At 64.7% G+C, this 16,395-nt stretch carries 17 protein-coding genes; 4 read left to right on the top strand and 13 right to left on the bottom strand.

Annotated features, from left to right (window positions below; translation table 11 throughout):
• Window positions 1-3: 3 nt before the first annotated feature.
• Entirely contained in the window at window positions 4-1,098 is a 1,095-nt protein-coding gene (locus tag C513_RS0105910; RefSeq protein WP_018715114.1) for a patatin-like phospholipase family protein, read from the bottom strand.
• Window positions 1,099-1,234: 136 nt separating this feature from the next.
• Between C513_RS0105910 and C513_RS0105905 the strand changes: the two genes are divergently transcribed.
• Together C513_RS0105905 and C513_RS0105900 are read left to right on the top strand one after the other, a co-directional pair.
• Window positions 1,235-1,687, top strand: a complete 453-nt coding sequence (locus tag C513_RS0105905) for an RNA-binding S4 domain-containing protein (RefSeq protein ID WP_018715113.1) — start codon at window positions 1,235-1,237, stop codon at window positions 1,685-1,687.
• An 18-nt stretch (window positions 1,688-1,705) separates the two neighbouring features.
• Window positions 1,706-2,365, top strand: coding sequence for a Smr/MutS family protein (locus C513_RS0105900; protein WP_018715112.1), 660 nt, complete (start codon window positions 1,706-1,708; stop codon window positions 2,363-2,365).
• Window positions 2,366-2,368: 3 nt separating this feature from the next.
• On the opposite strand, the gene C513_RS0105895 is transcribed toward C513_RS0105900, so the two are convergent.
• From C513_RS0105895 to hisB, 6 genes are read right to left on the bottom strand one after another with little or no spacing between them, the layout of a single operon-like run.
• Entirely contained in the window at window positions 2,369-2,791 is a 423-nt protein-coding gene (locus C513_RS0105895; RefSeq protein WP_018715111.1) for a group II truncated hemoglobin, read from the bottom strand.
• Window positions 2,788-5,349: an ABC transporter permease gene (locus C513_RS0105890; RefSeq protein WP_018715110.1), complete on the bottom strand. Its 2,562-nt coding sequence runs from the start codon at window positions 5,347-5,349 to the stop codon at window positions 2,788-2,790. The genes C513_RS0105895 and C513_RS0105890 overlap by 4 nt, the downstream gene beginning before the upstream one ends.
• 17 nt (window positions 5,350-5,366) lie before the next feature.
• Window positions 5,367-6,209, bottom strand: coding sequence for a D-hexose-6-phosphate mutarotase (locus C513_RS12840; protein WP_018715109.1), 843 nt, complete (start codon window positions 6,207-6,209; stop codon window positions 5,367-5,369).
• Between the two features lie 4 nt (window positions 6,210-6,213).
• On the bottom strand, window positions 6,214-6,963 hold the full coding sequence (gene hisA / locus C513_RS0105880) for a 1-(5-phosphoribosyl)-5-[(5-phosphoribosylamino)methylideneamino]imidazole-4-carboxamide isomerase (RefSeq protein ID WP_018715108.1): 750 nt from the start codon (window positions 6,961-6,963) through the stop codon (window positions 6,214-6,216).
• Window positions 6,964-7,020: 57 nt separating this feature from the next.
• Window positions 7,021-7,668 (bottom strand): imidazole glycerol phosphate synthase subunit HisH, encoded by a 648-nt coding sequence (gene hisH / locus C513_RS0105875; RefSeq protein ID WP_018715107.1) that lies wholly within the window; start codon window positions 7,666-7,668, stop codon window positions 7,021-7,023.
• Window positions 7,668-8,279 carry an imidazoleglycerol-phosphate dehydratase HisB gene (gene hisB / locus C513_RS0105870; protein WP_026320600.1) on the bottom strand — a complete coding sequence of 204 codons (612 nt, stop codon included), beginning with the start codon at window positions 8,277-8,279 and terminating at the stop codon, window positions 7,668-7,670. The genes hisH and hisB overlap by 1 nt, the downstream gene beginning before the upstream one ends.
• A 187-nt stretch (window positions 8,280-8,466) precedes the next feature.
• Here hisB and hisC point away from each other — a divergent pair, with 187 nt between their 5' ends.
• Entirely contained in the window at window positions 8,467-9,540 is a 1,074-nt protein-coding gene (gene hisC, locus C513_RS0105865; protein ID WP_018715105.1) for a histidinol-phosphate transaminase, read from the top strand.
• A gap of 115 nt (window positions 9,541-9,655) precedes the next feature.
• Complete coding sequence (locus C513_RS0105860) at window positions 9,656-10,231, top strand: superoxide dismutase family protein (RefSeq protein WP_018715104.1); 576 nt, start codon at window positions 9,656-9,658, stop codon at window positions 10,229-10,231.
• Between the two features lie 83 nt (window positions 10,232-10,314).
• On the opposite strand, the gene C513_RS0105855 is transcribed toward C513_RS0105860, so the two are convergent.
• From C513_RS0105855 to C513_RS0105830, 6 genes are all read right to left on the bottom strand, one after another.
• Window positions 10,315-11,853: a methyltransferase regulatory domain-containing protein gene (locus C513_RS0105855; RefSeq protein ID WP_018715103.1), complete on the bottom strand. Its 1,539-nt coding sequence runs from the start codon at window positions 11,851-11,853 to the stop codon at window positions 10,315-10,317.
• Window positions 11,854-11,945: 92 nt separating this feature from the next.
• Window positions 11,946-13,268: a histidinol dehydrogenase gene (gene hisD, locus C513_RS0105850; protein ID WP_033394906.1), complete on the bottom strand. Its 1,323-nt coding sequence runs from the start codon at window positions 13,266-13,268 to the stop codon at window positions 11,946-11,948.
• 99 nt (window positions 13,269-13,367) lie between these two features.
• Window positions 13,368-14,030, bottom strand: coding sequence for an ATP phosphoribosyltransferase (gene hisG, locus C513_RS0105845; protein ID WP_018715101.1), 663 nt, complete (start codon window positions 14,028-14,030; stop codon window positions 13,368-13,370).
• Window positions 14,027-15,310, bottom strand: a complete 1,284-nt coding sequence (gene murA, locus C513_RS0105840; RefSeq protein WP_018715100.1) for a UDP-N-acetylglucosamine 1-carboxyvinyltransferase — start codon at window positions 15,308-15,310, stop codon at window positions 14,027-14,029. Before murA ends, hisG begins: the two co-directional genes overlap by 4 nt.
• 27 nt (window positions 15,311-15,337) lie before the next feature.
• Window positions 15,338-15,583 carry a BolA family protein gene (locus tag C513_RS0105835; protein WP_018715099.1) on the bottom strand — a complete coding sequence of 82 codons (246 nt, stop codon included), beginning with the start codon at window positions 15,581-15,583 and terminating at the stop codon, window positions 15,338-15,340.
• A gap of 13 nt (window positions 15,584-15,596) precedes the next feature.
• A complete protein-coding gene (locus C513_RS0105830) occupies window positions 15,597-16,337 on the bottom strand; it encodes an ABC transporter permease (RefSeq protein ID WP_033394905.1) in 741 nt (246 codons plus the stop codon).
• Between the last annotated feature and the right edge of the window lie 58 nt (window positions 16,338-16,395).

The following is a 16,395-nucleotide window of genomic DNA, read 5'->3' as shown; positions in this document are numbered from 1 at the left end:
GCTTCAGCAGCGCATGCTCACGGCGTTGTCGTCCTCGTAGTCACGGCGGATATTGACGCTGCTCTTGACGCCGAGTGCGCCAAAGTTCTTCTTCAGCCAGGCCGCCGCCTGGCTGCGCCCCAGGTCAAACAGCTGCTGCATCATCACCGTGTCGGTGCTGCCCTGCGAGTAGGCGCCGAAATTGTGCATCATCTCGCCGCCATCAATACGGTGGAACAGCACCTTCCGGTACTCGGGCTCCTGCAGCTTGCCTTCGTCGATCAGGCGGTTGATGAAGCTCACCATCTGCATCTGCGACAGCAGATTGGTGTTGAATGTGATCTCGTTGATGCGGTCCATGATGGCCGAAGGCGTGGTCGGCACGCCGGCACGCGTGAGCGGACTGATCTGCACCAGCAGGATGTCGGCCGGACGGCACTGCGCAATCAGCGGCGTGATCGGCGGATTCGCCACATAGCCGCCATCCCAGTAGGCGCGGTCATCGATGGTGACCGCCTGGTAGACCTGCGGCAGGCAGGTGGATGCCACCACGGTGGACAGCGTGATCTCCTTGCTGGTGAAGATCTCGGCCTTGCCGGAGCTGACCTCGGTAGCCGAGATGAACAGCTTGGGGCCGTTGCGGTGGGCGCGGATCGCATCGAAATCGATTTCGCGGCCCAGCAGCGCACGCAGCGGGTTCAGGTCCAGCGGATTCATGCTGTAGGGCGAGGTGAACTGCATCAGCGCATTGCCCAGCATGCGGCCCGGATCGGGCAGCAGCGACCAGAAGGACAGCACATTGCCCAGGTTGCCGCTGAGGCTGCTCACGGTGCCAGTGGCCATCACGCTGCGCCAGATGCTGTTGAGCTTGTTGCGCGCCAGCTGCCGGCCATCGACACCATCACGGGCACCGATGGCCAGACCGTGCGCTACCGCCACCGCATTCACGGCGCCGGCACTGGCGCCGCTGATACCGCCAAACTCCAGCCGGCCATCTTCCAGCAGGCAGTCCAGAACGCCCCAGGTAAAGGCACCATGCGAGCCGCCGCCCTGCAGGGCCAGGTTGATGCATCGGGTTTGATCAGGCTGGTGCTGGGGCTGGGGCTTGGTGTTGCTCATGCTGAAGGCTTGGTTTCAGAAACGATGCCCCCATGGTAGTGGAATCCCGCAAGCTTTCCGTAACAGGCCGGATTTTCCTGGAGCGGACAGGATTTTTCGCTAAGCTGTAGACCGGATCGACTGGATATTTGCCCCTATGCACGAGACCTCCCCGACGAATGACCGCATGCGCATCGACAAGTGGCTCTGGGCTGCGCGTTTCTACAAGACGCGTGCGCTGGCGGTTGACGAAATCCACAAGGGCCGCGTGCGCGTCAACGACCAGGACTGCAAGCCGGCACGCGACATCAAGGTGGGTGACCGGATCAGCCTGCGACAGGGCTACTGCACGCGCACCGTGATCGTGCAGGGCCTGTCACCGCGACGTGGCCCGGCGCCCGAGGCACAACAGCTGTACCAGGAAACTGCCGACAGCATCGCCCTGCGCACGGCGCTGGCCGAGCAGCGCCACTATGCTGCCGAACCGGCCCATGCCATCCAGCACGGCCGCCCGACCAAGCGGGACCGCCGCCAGCTGCAGCAGGCACGCGAAAACCCGGATGCCGCGTCCGGTTGGGGATCGCGCTGGAGCGCCAGTCTGGACGGCTGATGCGATACTCTCCCCATCATGAAGTACGGAGTCGGTTCCCTGCATGAGCTGAAGCAGCTCAAGACCATCCTGGAAGAGCGGCGCGAACAGGCCCGGCATCGCGCCCGCGAAGAAGAGGCCGCACGGCGACGCCAGCCATCGGCCGGCCACGTGTTTGCCCAGGCCATCGGGCCGGTCACGCCACTGCCGCAACACCATCACCAGCGCATCGACCTGCGCCCTGCCCCGGCACAGCCACGGCCGCTGCAGCGCGAGCGTGATCAGCAATCGGTGCTGCTGGAATCGCTCAGCGACGAGATCGACATCAGCAGCATGCTGGAAACCGATGACCGCCTGAGCTACCGTCAGCCCGGTGTCGGGCCGGATGTGGTGCAGAAGCTGCGCAAGGGCTACTGGAGCGTGCAGCGCCAGCTGGATCTGCACGGGCTGCGCCGCGACGGCGCGCGCGAAACGCTCGGCGCCTTCATCCGCGAGTGCCAGCGCCAGGGAGTGCGCTGCGTGCGCGTGATCACCGGCAAGGGACTGGGATCACCGGGCAAGCGATCGATCATCAAGCACAAGACCTATGGCTGGCTGGTGCAAAAAAAGGAGGTGCTGGCCTTTGTCCAGGCACGCCCCAATGATGGCGGGGCCGGTGCGCTGATCGTGCTGCTGGCTCCGGCGGCGCATCCGTACTGAGGCTTACGCGCCAACGTTGCGCATCCAGTCGGCAGTCTGGAAAAAGCTCTGGTTGAGCCGCGCATGCAGCGCCGGATCGATGCCGACCTCGCCCATGGCCTGGTCCATGCAGGCCACCCACTGGTCGCGCTCCAGGATACCGATCCGGTACGGCAGGTGCCGCGCCTTGAGGCGCGGATGGCCAAAGCGCTCGACAAAGTAATCCGGGCCGCCACTCCAGCCGCACAGGAACCAGAACAGGTGCTGGCGCGCCCGCTCCAGATCCGTGCCATGTACCTCGCGCAATGCGCGGTATGCCGGCTCCAGGTCCATCAGGTCATAGAAGCGTGTCACCAGTTGCCGGATCCCGGCTTCTCCGCCCAGCCAGTCGAACACCGTTGCGGGCTGCTGTTGCTGTTGTTGCTGCGTCATGCTCTTGTCTTTCATCCTTCCTCTTGCACGCTGCGCAGCGTGTCCACCACCGGTCGTGACAGCAGTCCGCGCAAACTCCACCAGCCGGCGGCCCAGGCCAGTATCGCTCCCGCGAGCATGCCCACCGGCACGATCCACGGGATCGGCACCCAGGCAAAACCGAACACCTGCTGCGCCAGAATCCAGGCCAGCACCAGCGCCACCACGCTGGCGAGCAGGCCGGCCAGGGCACCGCTGCCGATCAGTTCGGCGCTCTGGATGCGCGCCAGCAGGCCGCGGCTGGCACCGATGGCACGCATGATGGCCATGTCGCGCGCACGCTCCTCGCGCGAGGCACCGATCATGGCAAACAGCACCACCACCCCGGCCATCAGGCCAAAACCGAACAACAGTTCCACGGCGCGAATCACCTGCGCCAGCACGCGCTGCAGTTGCTGGATCGTGCTGCTCATGTCGATCTGGGTCACATTGGGAAAAGTCTGCAGCAGTTGCGTGTCCAGACTGGGCTGACCCGCCACGGCAGGCGGGTTGCGATAGGCGGTGATCCAGGTCACCGCCAGCTCGTCGCCCAACGACGCCTGCGGGAACATGGCAAAGAAGTTGACATGCATGGAGGCCCAATCCACCTGCCGCACCGAGCTGATGCGCGCTTCGCGCAACACGCCACCCATGTCGAACTGCAGCCGGTCACCCAGCCTGAGCCCCAGCGTGTCCATGATGCCCTGCTCCATGCTGATGCCGTCGGCCTCGCCGGACTGCCATTGGCCGGCCACAATCGGATTGTGCGCTGGCGGCTCGGCGCTGTAGCTCAGGTTGAATTCGCGATCCACCAGCCGGCGTGCGCGATCCTCGGCAAAATGCTCCGGGCTGACCTGCCGGCCATTGACCGCCACCAGCCGGCCACGCACCATCGGATACCAGTCAAACTGGGTCACGCCAGCAGCCAGCAGCGCCTGGCGAAAGGCACCGGCCTGGTCCGGCATGATGTTGATGACAAAACGGTTGGGGGCATCGGCCGGCGTGACCTGCTGCCAGCCATCGACCAGATCGGTACGCACCAGCACCAGCAGCAGCAAGGACAGCAGCCCCAGTGCCAGGCTGCTGACCTGGATCACGGCGCGCCACGGCCGCACCGTGAGCTGGCGCAGCGCCATCGCCAGCCAGCGCGGCAGGCGCTCGCCGATGGCCGACTGCAGCAGGCGACGCAGCGCCCACAGCACCAGCCAGGCCAGTACGGCAAACAGCAGCACCGCCAGGCCAAAACCGGCAACGGCGATCAGTCCCAGCTGGCGGTCACTGCTGCTGGCTAGCAGCAAGAGCGCAAAACCGCCCACGCCCAGCACTACTGTCAGCAACGACGCCGGCTTGAGCTGTCCAACCTCGCGCCGGATCACGCGCAGCGGCGGCGTACCCGACAGCTGCAGCACCGGCGGCAGGCCAAAGGCCAGCAGCAGCGTCAATCCCACGCCCAAACCGAGCAGCAGCGGCTGCCAGCCGGCCGGCGGCAGCGTGGTCTTGACCAGTCCGGCCAGCAGGCTGGCAAAGCCCAGGTGCACCAGATAGCCCAGCAGCAGCCCCAGCACGCTGCCGAGCAGGCCCAACAGCACAAACTCCATCGTGTAGGCCGCCGCCATGGTGCGCTGACGCACGCCCAGCACACGCAAGATGGCGCAATCGTCCAGATGGCGGGCCGCAAAGGCGCGTGCGGCCAGAGCCACTGCCACAGCACTCAGCAGGGCCGCCAGCAACGCCACCAGATTCAGGAAATTGCCGGCACGGTCCAGCGTCTTCTGCAGCTGGGGGTTGCCGCCATCCTGATCCAGCGTGCGCAGCTCGATACCACGCATGTCCTGCTGCCCGAGCTGCGCCTCGGCCCACTGCACATAGGCCTGCACCGCCGTCTCCGGGCCTGCCAGCGGCAGACGGTAGCGGATGCGGCTGGCCGGCTGTACCAGCCCGGTGGCCGGCAAATCGGCGGCGTGGATCATCACGCGCGGCGCAAAACTCACCAGGCTGTTGCCCTGGTCCGGCTCCAGCGTCAGCACCCGGCTCAGGCGGAAGGCACTCTCGCCCAGCATCAGCGTGTCACCGGGACGCAGGCCAAGCGCATCAAACAGCGCCGGTTCGGCCCAGGCCTCGCCGGCAGCCGGCCCCTGGCGCATTCCGCTGTCAGGCATGCCGGCCTGCCAGGCCGGATCATCACTCACGCGCACCTGACCGATCAGCGGATAGCCCTGGTCCACTGCCTTGAGCGATACCAGCCGCGCTGTCATGCCCTGTGCCGGCGCCACACGCGCCATGGTCGGGAATGTCAGCGTCTTGGTATGGCGCAAGCCAAGATCCTGCGCCTGCTGTGCAAACGCTGGCGGAATCGGCTGGTCCGCGCTGACCACCACATCACCGCCGAGCAGCTGTGCCGCATCACGCTGCAGCGCACGATCCAGACGATCGGAAAAGAAGGCGACGGCTGTCAGCGCCGCCACTGCCAGCAGCACGGCCAGTACCAGCATGCCGAGCTCGCCCGATCGCACATCGCGCCACAGGTTGCGCCAGCCGAGCTGCCAGAATGGCATGCGTCGCGCGCTACCGCTCATGCCACGTGCAGGTGCTGACCACCCTGCCAAAGCTCGCCCGGCGGCAGCAGCACCTCGTCATCGATTTGTGCCGCTTCCACGCAGACAAAATGCCGGTAGCCATCTGCCGGCAGATCGGGCAGCGTGGCACACAGCGCGGCCCCGGGATTCCAGACCACGCTTTGCTGCATGCTGTCCGGCTGCTGCAACCACAGCTGGCGTCCCGGTTCAAGCAGTTGCGCCCGGGCCAGACGCGGGTAGACGCGATCGGTTTCGGCCTGGAAGGTAATGGCTCCCTGCTGCAGCGGAAACGCCGGATCGGCGCCGGCCACCGCATCCCAGTAACGCAGGCCATCGGCACCGTGGATCTGCAAGCCGGCGATATCGTCCACCGCCAGATAGCTGTGCAGCGCCGTGGTAAAGCGCAAGGCCTGTGCGCCACTGTTGCGGACCTGCAAGTCCAGCGCCAGTGCACCCGGCAGGAGCTGCACGTCCAGCGTCAGCACAAAGGGATGATTCCAGACCGTGCGGCCCTGCGCATCCTGCAGCAGTTGCGCCGGCACATCATCCAGTGTCAGCTGCAGCACGGCACGATCGGCCTGCCGTGCCTGCACGCACCAGCGCGACAGGCGCGCAAAGCCGTGCTTGGGCAAGGGTCCGCGCCGGTTGAATTGCGGCCAGCACACCGGCACACCGCCACGAATGGCCGCACTGCCATCACGCACCGCCTGCGGGCTCAGATAAAAGCGCTCCAGCCTGTCCGGCGTGATCCAGGACAGCAGCTGGCCGCCCAACAGCGACAGCGTGGCACGGGCCCCGTCCGGAGCCTGCAGCTGCAACAGGTCCGCGCTGTCGCCCACGCGATCAGTCCTGCGCCTGTCCCAGCTCGTCGGCACGATCCTGGGCTGCGGCAAAATCCAGATCGCCGCTGTAGATGGCACGGCCGGCAATCACGCCGATCACGCCCTCTTCCTCGACCGCGCACAGCTTGTCGATGTCGTCCATGTTGGACAGGCCGCCCGAGGCGATCACCGGAATGCTGCTGGCCTGCGACAGGCGCACCGTGGCTTCGATATTGACGCCGCTCAGCATGCCGTCACGACCGATATCGGTGTAGATGATGCTTTCCACACCCATGTCCTCGTACTTCTTGGCCAGCGTGGTGACCTCGTGGCCGGTCAGCTTGCTCCAGCCATCGGTGGCGACCTTGCCGTCCTTGGCATCCAGGCCGACGATGATGTGGCCGCCAAAGGCACTGCAGGCATCGGCCAGGAAACCGGGGTTCTTGACCGCTGCGGTGCCGATGATGACGTAGCGCATGCCGGCATCGATGTACTGCTCAATGGTGTCCAGATCGCGGATGCCGCCACCCAGTTGCACCGGAATTTCGCCTGCGATTTCCTGCAGGATTTCCTTGACCACGCCCAGGTTCTTGGGCTTGCCGGCAAAGGCACCATTCAGGTCCACCAGGTGCAGGCGGCGTGCGCCCTGTTCCAGCCAGTGCAGTGCCTGCTCCACCGGGTCGGTGTTGAAGGTAGTGACACGGTTCATGTCGCCCTGTTGCAGGCGAACGCATTGGCCGTCTTTCAGATCGATGGCGGGAATCAGCAGCATGGTGGTTCTCGGAAAAACACGAACGGGAAAAAGAAAAAGAATCGGAAGCCGGCAGGCTCAGGGCTTCCAGTGGAGAAAATTGCGGTACAGCGCCAGTCCGGCATCAGCACTCTTTTCCGGGTGGAACTGGGTGGCGAACAGGTTGTCACGCGCCACCGCCGCGGTGTAGCGGCCACCGTAGTCGGATTCACCCACGGAATCTGCAGGCCGGGCCGGATCAGCGTAGTAGCTGTGCAGGAAATAGAACCACTCCTGGTCGGCAATGCCGTCCCAGACCGGATGCGGTCGCGTGATGTGCAGCTGGTTCCAGCCCATTTGCGGCACCTTGAAGCGGCTGCCATCGGCCTGGGTCTTGCCTTCCAGCCGGAAGCGGCGCACTTCGCCCGGAATCAGGCCCAGGCTGGGCGTATCCCCCTCCTCGCTGTGCTGCAGCAGCATCTGCATGCCTACGCAGACACCGAACAGCGGCTTGCTGGCGGCGGCTTCGAGCACGGCCTCCATCATGCCGCTGTCGCGCAGGTGCTGCATGCAGTCGCGCATGGCGCCCTGCCCCGGCAGGATCACGCGCTCGGCCGCCCGGATCTGCTCCGGCTGGCGTGCAATGACAACATCGAAGCCGTCATCGGCCACATGCAGCACGGCCTGCTGCACCGAGCGCAGGTTGCCCATCTCATAATCGACGATCGCGACCGAGGATTTTTGCATCAAAGGCTGCCTTTGGTAGAGGGAATCATGCCGGCGGAGCGGTCATCGTGCTCCAGCGCCATGCGCAGCGCACGGCCAAAGGCCTTGAACACGGTTTCGCACTGGTGGTGGGCGTTGATGCCACGCAGGTTGTCCACATGCACGGTGGCTCCGGCATGGTTGACAAAACCCTGGAAGAATTCGTACACCAGCTGCGTATCCAGCTGGCCGATCATGGCCGCGGTAAACGGCACCTCGAAGGTCAGGCCCGGACGGCCGGACAGGTCGATCACGACGCGGCTCAGTGCCTCGTCCAGCGGCACATAGGCGTGACCATAGCGGCGCAGGCCCTTCTTGTCGCCCACGGCACGCGCCACGGCCTGGCCAAACGTAATGCCGATGTCTTCCACCGTATGGTGGCCGTCGATGTGCAGGTCACCCTGGCAGCGGATGTCCATGTCGATCAGGCCGTGTCGGGCAATCTGCTCCAGCATGTGGTCCAGAAAGCCGATGCCGCTCTCCAGGCGGGAAACGCCAGTGCCGTCCAGGTTGATGGCCACGGAAATATCGGTTTCTGCGGTCTTGCGGCTGACCTCTGCGGTGCGTGCGGGCATCGCTTGTGTGCTACTCATGACAACTCTCGAAAAGCGCACGGCAGCACGGCTGCCGGCACAAAACAACATCACGGTCTGCAGGCGTGCAGACCTGGGCGGGAAAGACTCCGATTGTCGCATCTTCCCGGCTCCATCGGCAGCTGTCGTGGCGATATCCGCGCAGACTGCTACCATTCAGGTTTCAGCCTCTTTCCGGAAGCCTCGCATGAACCGCTACTGGAGCGCCATTGTCCACGCGCTCACCCCCTATGTCCCCGGCGAACAGCCCAAGCTGAGCCGCCTGATCAAGCTCAACACCAACGAGAATCCCTACGGGCCTTCTCCGCGCGCACTGGAAGCCATTTGCGCCACCGCCGACGCGCGCCTGCGACTCTATCCTGATCCCAATGCCGACCAGCTGCGCAGCGTGCTGGCACAGCGCTTTGGCCTGCAACCCGGCCAGATTTTTGTCGGCAACGGCTCGGACGAAGTGCTGGCCCATGCCTTCATGGGCCTGCTGCGCCACGACCATGCGCTGTGGATGCCTGACATCACCTACAGCTTCTACCCCACCTATTGCGGGCTGTACGACATCCGCTACGAGCTGATTCCACTGGATGCCGAGTACGGCATCCAGGCCCGCGACTACCTGCCGCAACCCGGTCGCCAGGCCGGTGCCATCATTTTTGCCAACCCCAACGCGCCCACCGGCCGCCCGCTGCCGCTGGATGAAGTGGAGCAGATCGTGGCCGGCAACCCGCAGGCCGTGGTGGTGGTGGACGAGGCCTATGTCGATTTCGGCGGCACCAGTGCCGTCTCGCTGATTGACCGTTACCCCAACCTACTGGTGGTACACACCTTCTCCAAGAGCCGCTCGCTGGCCGGCATGCGGGTGGGCTATGCCATGGGCCATCCCGGCCTGATCGAGGCCCTGGACCGGGTCAAGAGCAGCTTCAACTCCTACCCGCTGGATTGGCTGACCCAGGCCGCCGCCGTGGCCTCGGTCGAGGACGAAGCCTATTTCGAGGAATGCGTCGACCGTGTCATCGCCACCCGTAGCCAGCTCACGGGCCAGCTGCAACAGCTGGGCTTCGAAGTGCTGCCTTCCTGCGCCAACTTCGTGTTTGCGCGCCACCCACAGCATGGCGGAGCCGAACTGGCCAGCGCCCTGCGCGAGCGCTCCATCATCGTGCGCCATTTTGCCAAGCCGCGCATCGATGCCTTTCTGCGCATCTCGATCGGCACCGAGGACGAATGCCAGCTGCTGGTTGATGCACTGACGGAGATCCTGCAAGCCTGAATCGCCGGCAGCAGGTTCACGCAACCGTCATGATCAGACTCTACATTGCTGGGTGGCTGTCTGCGCCTGGCGCAGGCCCCAAGACAACAAGCACCAACTCACAAGGAAACTGATCATGACTTGCATCTCCCGCACTGCAGCGGCCGTCCTGGCCACGGCTTCTGTCGCCCTGCTGGGTGCCTGCGCCACGGACACCAAGACACCCGCCGCGCCCCAGGCCAAGACCCAGCCTGCCGAAAAGAAATCCGGCATCCTGGCCGATATCGCCCCGACCACGGCAGACAGCACGGCCAAGGGCAACCTGAAGTTCCAGCAAAAGGACGGCAGCGTGCTGATCAGCGGCAGCATCAGCGGCCTGAAGCCGAACGCCTGGCACGCCTTCCATGTGCACGAGAATGGCTCCTGCGCCGATGCCGGCAATGCCGCTGGCGGTCACTTCAACCCGACCGCCAAGCCGCACGGCATGCACGGTGCCGGTGATCACCACGTCGGCGACCTGCCGGCCCTGCGCACCGACAGCAAGGGTGTGGCCCTGGTCGACATCACCAGCGACAGCGTGGCCCTGAGCGGCCCCAACAGCGTGATCGGCAAGGCCGTGATCGTGCACGCGGATGACGACGACTACACGGCGCAGCCCACCGGCAACGCCGGTGCACGCATCGGTTGCGGCATCATCACCGACTACAAGTGATCACGGGCGGCTGTACCAGCCGCCTCTGACGCCAGCCGGAATGTCCGTCAGGACTTCCGGCTTTTTTGCGGGCCAGGCGGGCGCTAGTCGCCCAGCAACTCCAGACGGCGGAAAATGGCCAGCTGGTGCAAGGCAAATGCATCGGCCAGCCGCTGCAGCTCGGCCAGATTGTCCGCTTCAGTCTCCAGGGTCTTGCCTTCATGCACCAGGCACTGCCCCTGCATCTGCAAGGCCTCCCAGGCAAAGCCGGCCCACTGCGCCGGTTCGCGCAAGCCTTTGGTATACGCCAGCACAAACAGCTGCACGATGCGATCGCAAGCCACGGCGCCGCCGCTGACCGGGCTGACCAGGTGGCGGATATCGCCATTGACCCGGTTGAGTTGCAACAGGTGACGGTTGAGTGCCTCGCAACGGGGCCGTGCCTGCGCAATACTGTCCGCATCCTGCACCAGCACCAGATCCCCTGTGGCATGCAGAATGGTCAGCACCTCGTGCAGCTGTGCACGCGTGATGCCACTGCCGGCCAACCCTTCGGCCAGCTGGGCCACGGCATGCACCTCATGGTCGGCCAGCAGGTCCAGCACCGGCTGGTAAATCTCCGGAACCAGATTGACCTCGCGCTGTCGCCGGATGCTGGGTTGCACCGCATCGCGCCGGGAAATCAGCATGAAGCGCAAGGCATTCCAGGCTTTTTCGGCCTGCACACTGCTGATGCGGCGCGCGCCCTTGACCCAGTAATCGGTGCGGAATTGCTTGTTCAGCAGATAGTCCTTGGCGGTTTGCGCAAATGCGGCGTCGGGAATCGCTGCCAGGAAAGCCTGCTGCTGCTCGTCCAGCAGGCAGGGGGCAAAATCATCCAGGTAATTGGCCGAGCAGGCAAAGCTGACCTTGGCCGGTTCCAGCCAGTCCTGCATCTCGGAAAAGTAGACCGGATGCCAGTCGCGGTTGAAATATTCATGCGCCAGATAGTGCGGATTCTGCCCGCTGACCTGCTCCACCCGTTCGAGGATGGAGGGCACCTGCCTCTGGTAGCTGTGGCTGAGCTTGAGCAGTTCCCGCGTGAAATGGACCGAATCCTTGACGCGCTGCACCATGCCCTGGCCGGGAGCGCTCATGACATGGGCATGTTCGGCCATCACGTGACGAATGGGCGCTGCCGCCGACCAGCCCGGCAAGGTGTTGTAGCTGATGTAAAGCACGCCGCCCACATTCAGCTTGCGGCGGATGAAATCGACCAGGATACGGCGGTTGTCATCCGACACCCAGGACCAGATGCCATGCAGGCCGATGAAGTCGAAGCCGGGCAGATCCTCGCGTGCACAAAATTCGCTGAAGGCCTGATCCACCAGATGCAGCTGGCCGCCGGACTGGGTGGCCAGTTCCTGGGCAAAACTGGTGTGCGCCGGATTGAAGTCCGTTCCCCACCAGCCTGCCGGCCCCGCTGCCCCATGGACATTGATCGACAGGCCCTGGCCAAAACCCAGCTCACAGGCGGTACGCACAGGCGGCACCGCCAGCCCTGCCATCAGCAAGGGCAATACGGCGCGCTGCGGGTCGAGCTCGGCGTAATAGCCGTAGGTGTAGTTGATGTCGCTGACGTATCCGTCTGACCAGACTGACATGGGCATATTCTCCGGGCTAAGGGCAAGACCTGTCTGCCATGGTAACGCATGTCACCGCCCTGTCGTCCTGCCCGCAGCCGTGCATCGCCAACTCAATCCTTGAGCCGCATCTCCGCCGCGCGCGCATGCGCCTGCAGGCCTTCGCCATGCGCCAGCACGCTGGCAATGCGGCCCAGCTCCTGCGCGCCCTGCTCGCTCACCTCGATCAGGCTGCTGCGCTTCTGGAAATCGTACACGCCCAGCGGCGAGCTGAAGCGTGCCGTGCCGCTGGTCGGCAGCACATGGTTGGGGCCGGCGCAGTAATCGCCCAGGCTCTCGCTGGTGTAGGCCCCCAGAAAGATCGCTCCGGCATGCCTGAGCAGCGGCTCCCAGCGGTGCGGATCGTTGCTGCTGACTTCCAGGTGCTCGGGCGCAATGCGGTTGCTGATGGCGCAGGCCTCTTCCATGCTGGCAGTGTGGATCAGTGCACCACGGCCATTCAGGCTTTTGGCGATGATTTCGGCGCGCGGCATGTCGGGCAGCAGGCGGTCAATGGCCGCCTGCACGGCATCGATATAGGCCGCATCCGGGCACAGCAGGATGGATTGCGCCAGTTCGTCGTGCTCGGCCTGGCTGAACAGGTCCATCGCCACCCAGTCGGCTGGCGTGCTGCCATCGGCCAGTACCAGGATTTCGCTCGGGCCGGCAATCATGTCGATGCCGACGGTGCCGAATACGCGGCGCTTGGCGCTGGCGACATAGGCGTTGCCGGGGCCGGTGATCTTGTCCACATTCGGAATCGTCGCCGTGCCATAGGCCAGCGCTGCCACGGCCTGGGCACCGCCAATGGTGAAGGCGCGGCTGACACCGCCCACATGGGCGGCGGCCAGCACCAGCGGGTTTCTCTCGCCGCGCGGCGTGGGCACCACCATGATGATGTCCTGCACGCCGGCCACATGCGCCGGAATCGCGTTCATCAGCACCGAGGACGGATAGGCGGCCTTGCCGCCCGGCACATAAATGCCGACGCGGTCCAGCGGGGTCACCTTCTGGCCCAGCAGGGTGCCGTCGGCATCGCGGTAAGTCCAGCTTTCGCCGCTGGCCTGTTTCTGTGCCTCGTGGTAGCTGCGCACGCGGGTCGCTGCCGCCTGCAGCGCACTGCGCTGGTCTTGCGGCAGGCTGTCAAAGGCTGCCTTCAGCTCGGCCTGGTCCAGTTCCAGCTGCGCCATGCTTTCGGCCTGCAGCTGGTCAAAGCGCGCGGTGTACTCGATCACGGCAGCATCGCCCCGCTGCTGCACGTCGGCCAGGATATCGGCCACACGCTGCTCGATGGCGGCATCGGTATCGGCGCTCCAGTGCAGGCGCGCCTGGAACGCGGCCTCGAAATCGGGCTGGGAGGTGGACAGACGCAGAGGGGTGGCTTTCAGGATTGTCATGCGATTACTGTAAGCGAAATGGCCCGCGTGGTCACGCGGGCCGGTGGCATGGCCGGAATAGGCAAAAACCATGGCGCGGATCAGGCCGCGCCACCGGCATCAGGCCACAGCCGGATGGGCAATGGCCTCGGCAAAGGTGTCGATCAGGCGGCGGATCGGTTCCTGCTGCAGCTTGAGCGCGGCCTGGTTTACCACCAGGCGCGAGCTGATCGGCATGATGTGCTCAACCTCGACCAGGTTGTTGGCCTTGAGCGTGCCGCCGGTGGACACCAGGTCCACGATGGCATCGGCCATGCCGATCAGGGGGGCCAGCTCCATGCTGCCGTAGAGCTTGATGATGTCGACGTGCACGCCCTTCTCGGCGAAGAACTCGCGCGCGATGTTGACGTACTTGGTTGCCACGCGCAGACGTGCGCCCTGCTTGACCTTGCCGGCATAGTCAAAGCCGACCGGCACCGCCACGCTCATGCGGCAGCGCGCAATCTGCAGGTCCAGCGGCTGGAACAGGCTGGTCTGGCCCCATTCGGCACAGTGCTCGATCAGGGTGTCCCTGCCCACCACGCCCAGATCGGCACCGCCGTACTGGACATAGGTCGGCACATCGGTGGCGCGTACCAGCACCACCTGCACATCGGGCTGGTTGGTCGGCAGGATCAGCTTGCGCGAGCTTTCCGGGCTTTCCAGCACCTCGATACCGGCCGCCGCCAGCAAGGGCAGCGTCTCGTCAAAAATGCGTCCCTTGGACAGTGCCAGCGTGATCATCCGGCCACCCGTTCGATATCGGCTCCCAGGGTGCGCAGCTTCACTTCCATCTGGTCGTAGCCACGGTCCAGGTGGTAGATGCGATCCACGGTGGTTTCACCCTCGGCCACCAGGCCGGCGATCACCAGGCCGGCCGAGGCGCGCAGGTCGGTCGCCATCACGGTGGCACCGGACAGGCGCTCCACGCCTTCGACCATGGCATTCTTGCCATCGATGGTGATGTTGGCACCCAGGCGCGACAGCTCGCTCACGTGCATGAAGCGGTTCTCGAAAATGGTCTCGGTCACCAGGCTGCTGCCCTGACTCACGGCATTCAGCGCCATGAACTGCGCCTGCATGTCGGTCGGAAAGCCGGGATATTCGGTGGTGCGGAAGCTTTGCGCCTTCAGGTGTTGCCAGGCCGGGCCGGCCGCGCGCACGCGGATGCCATCGCCTTCACGCACGATGTCGACGCCGGCCTCGCACAGCTTGTCGATCACCACATCCAGATGCTCGGGACGACCATGCTCCAGCAGCACATCGCCACCGGTGGCGGCCACGGCGCACAGGAAAGTGCCGCATTCGATGCGGTCGGCCACCACGGCGTGCTCGCAACCGTGCAGCTTCTCGACGCCCTCGATCACGATGCGGCTGGTGCCGTGACCCGAAATCTTTGCACCCATCTTGATCAGCATCTCGGCCAGGTCGGGGATTTCCGGCTCCTGCGCAGCGTTTTCCAGCACCGTGGTCCCTTCTGCCAGCGTGGCCGCCATCAGGAAGTTCTCGGTACCGGTGACGGTAATCATGTCGGTGGTAATGCTCGCACCCTTGAGGCGCGTCCGGCCGGCGGGCAGGCTGGCTTCGATATAGCCATGCTCGACGCGGATCTCGGCACCCATGGCCTGCAGGCCCTTGATGTGCTGTTCTACCGGGCGCGCACCAATCGCGCAGCCGCCGGGCAACGATACACGTGCACGACCGGTACGCGCCAGCAGCGGGCCCAGTGCCAGCACCGAGGCGCGCATGGTCTTGACCAACTCGTACGGGGCTTCGGAATTGACCGGTTCCATCGACTGGAAGCTCATGCCGCCGCGTTCGCCATGGGTCTGGATCTGGACGCCCATGTTTTCCAGCAGGCGGCGCATGGTGGCCACGTCACGCAGGCGCGGCACGTTGTACAGGCGCACCGGTTCGCTGGTCAGCAGCGTGGCACACATTTCGGGCAGTGCCGCATTCTTGGCACCGGAGATGGCAATGGTCCCGTTGAGGGGCTTGCCGCCACGGATCAGGAGTTTGTCCATGTGAGGATTCTGTAGAGGAAAAGGGAATCAGGCCGCAGACAGCTGCGCCCACTCTGCCGGGGTATGCGTCTTCATGGACAGCGCATGGACCTCGTCGGTCTGGATGCGCTGGCCCAGCGCGGCATACACCAGCTGGTGACGCGCAATGGCGCGCTTGCCCTCGAAAGCGGGAGATACGATCACGGCAAACCAGTGGCGACCATCACCCTCGACTTCGAGGTGGTCACACGGCAGGCCGGCGGCAAGAAGGGAACGCAGTTCGTCAGCAGTCATGGTGTCTAGGATATCAGGTGCGCAGCTTGTATCCCGTCCTGAGCAGATACAGGCACAGGAGCGATACCAGCAGCATGGCAACGCCGGCAATGCCCAGGCTCAGCCAGGGAGAGACGTCGCTGACGCCAAAAAAGCCAAAACGGAAACCGTCAATCATGTAGAAGAACGGATTCAGATGGCTCAGGAACTGCCAGAAAGGCGGCAGCGAGTGGATCGAATAGAAAACGCCGGCCAGGAAGGTCATCGGCATCACGATGAAGTTCTGGAACACGGCCATCTGGTCGAACTTGTCGGCCCACAGCCCGGCCAGCAGGCCCAGCGCGCCCATCAGGCCGCTGCCCAGCACGGCAAAGGCCAGGATCCAGGTGATCGAGGCGGCCTGCGCCGGCGCATAGAACAGCGTCACCAGATACACGCCCAGCCCCACCAGCAGGCCACGCACCAGCGCTGCACCCACGTAGGCGATGAACCAGTGCCAGGCATGCATCGGCGTCATCAGGATGAACACCAGATTGCCCATGATCTTGCTCTGCACCAGGCTGGAAGCACTGTTGGCGAAGGCGTTCTGCAACATGCTCATCATGACCAGGCCGGGCACCAGAAAGGCCACATAGCTCACGCCCGGATAGACCTGCACGCGATCGGACAGCACATGGCCGAAGATCATCAGGTAGAGCACGGCCGTCAGCACGGGGGCCGCAATTGTCTGGACGCCGACGCGCCAGAAGCGCAGCACTTCCTTGTAGAGCAGCATCTTCCAGCCGTCATTCGGGGCCTGCAAGGCCTGCAGGCCGGCAAAACCGCCCTGGCGG

Origin of the sequence: Allobrachymonas chironomi DSM 19884, from assembly GCF_000374625.1 — a bacterium.
In the GTDB taxonomy this organism is placed as follows: Bacteria; Pseudomonadota; Gammaproteobacteria; order Burkholderiales; family Burkholderiaceae_C; genus Brachymonas; species Brachymonas chironomi.
Note: the sequence above shows the minus strand (reverse complement) of the source record. Positions and strands in the feature narration are given on the sequence as shown.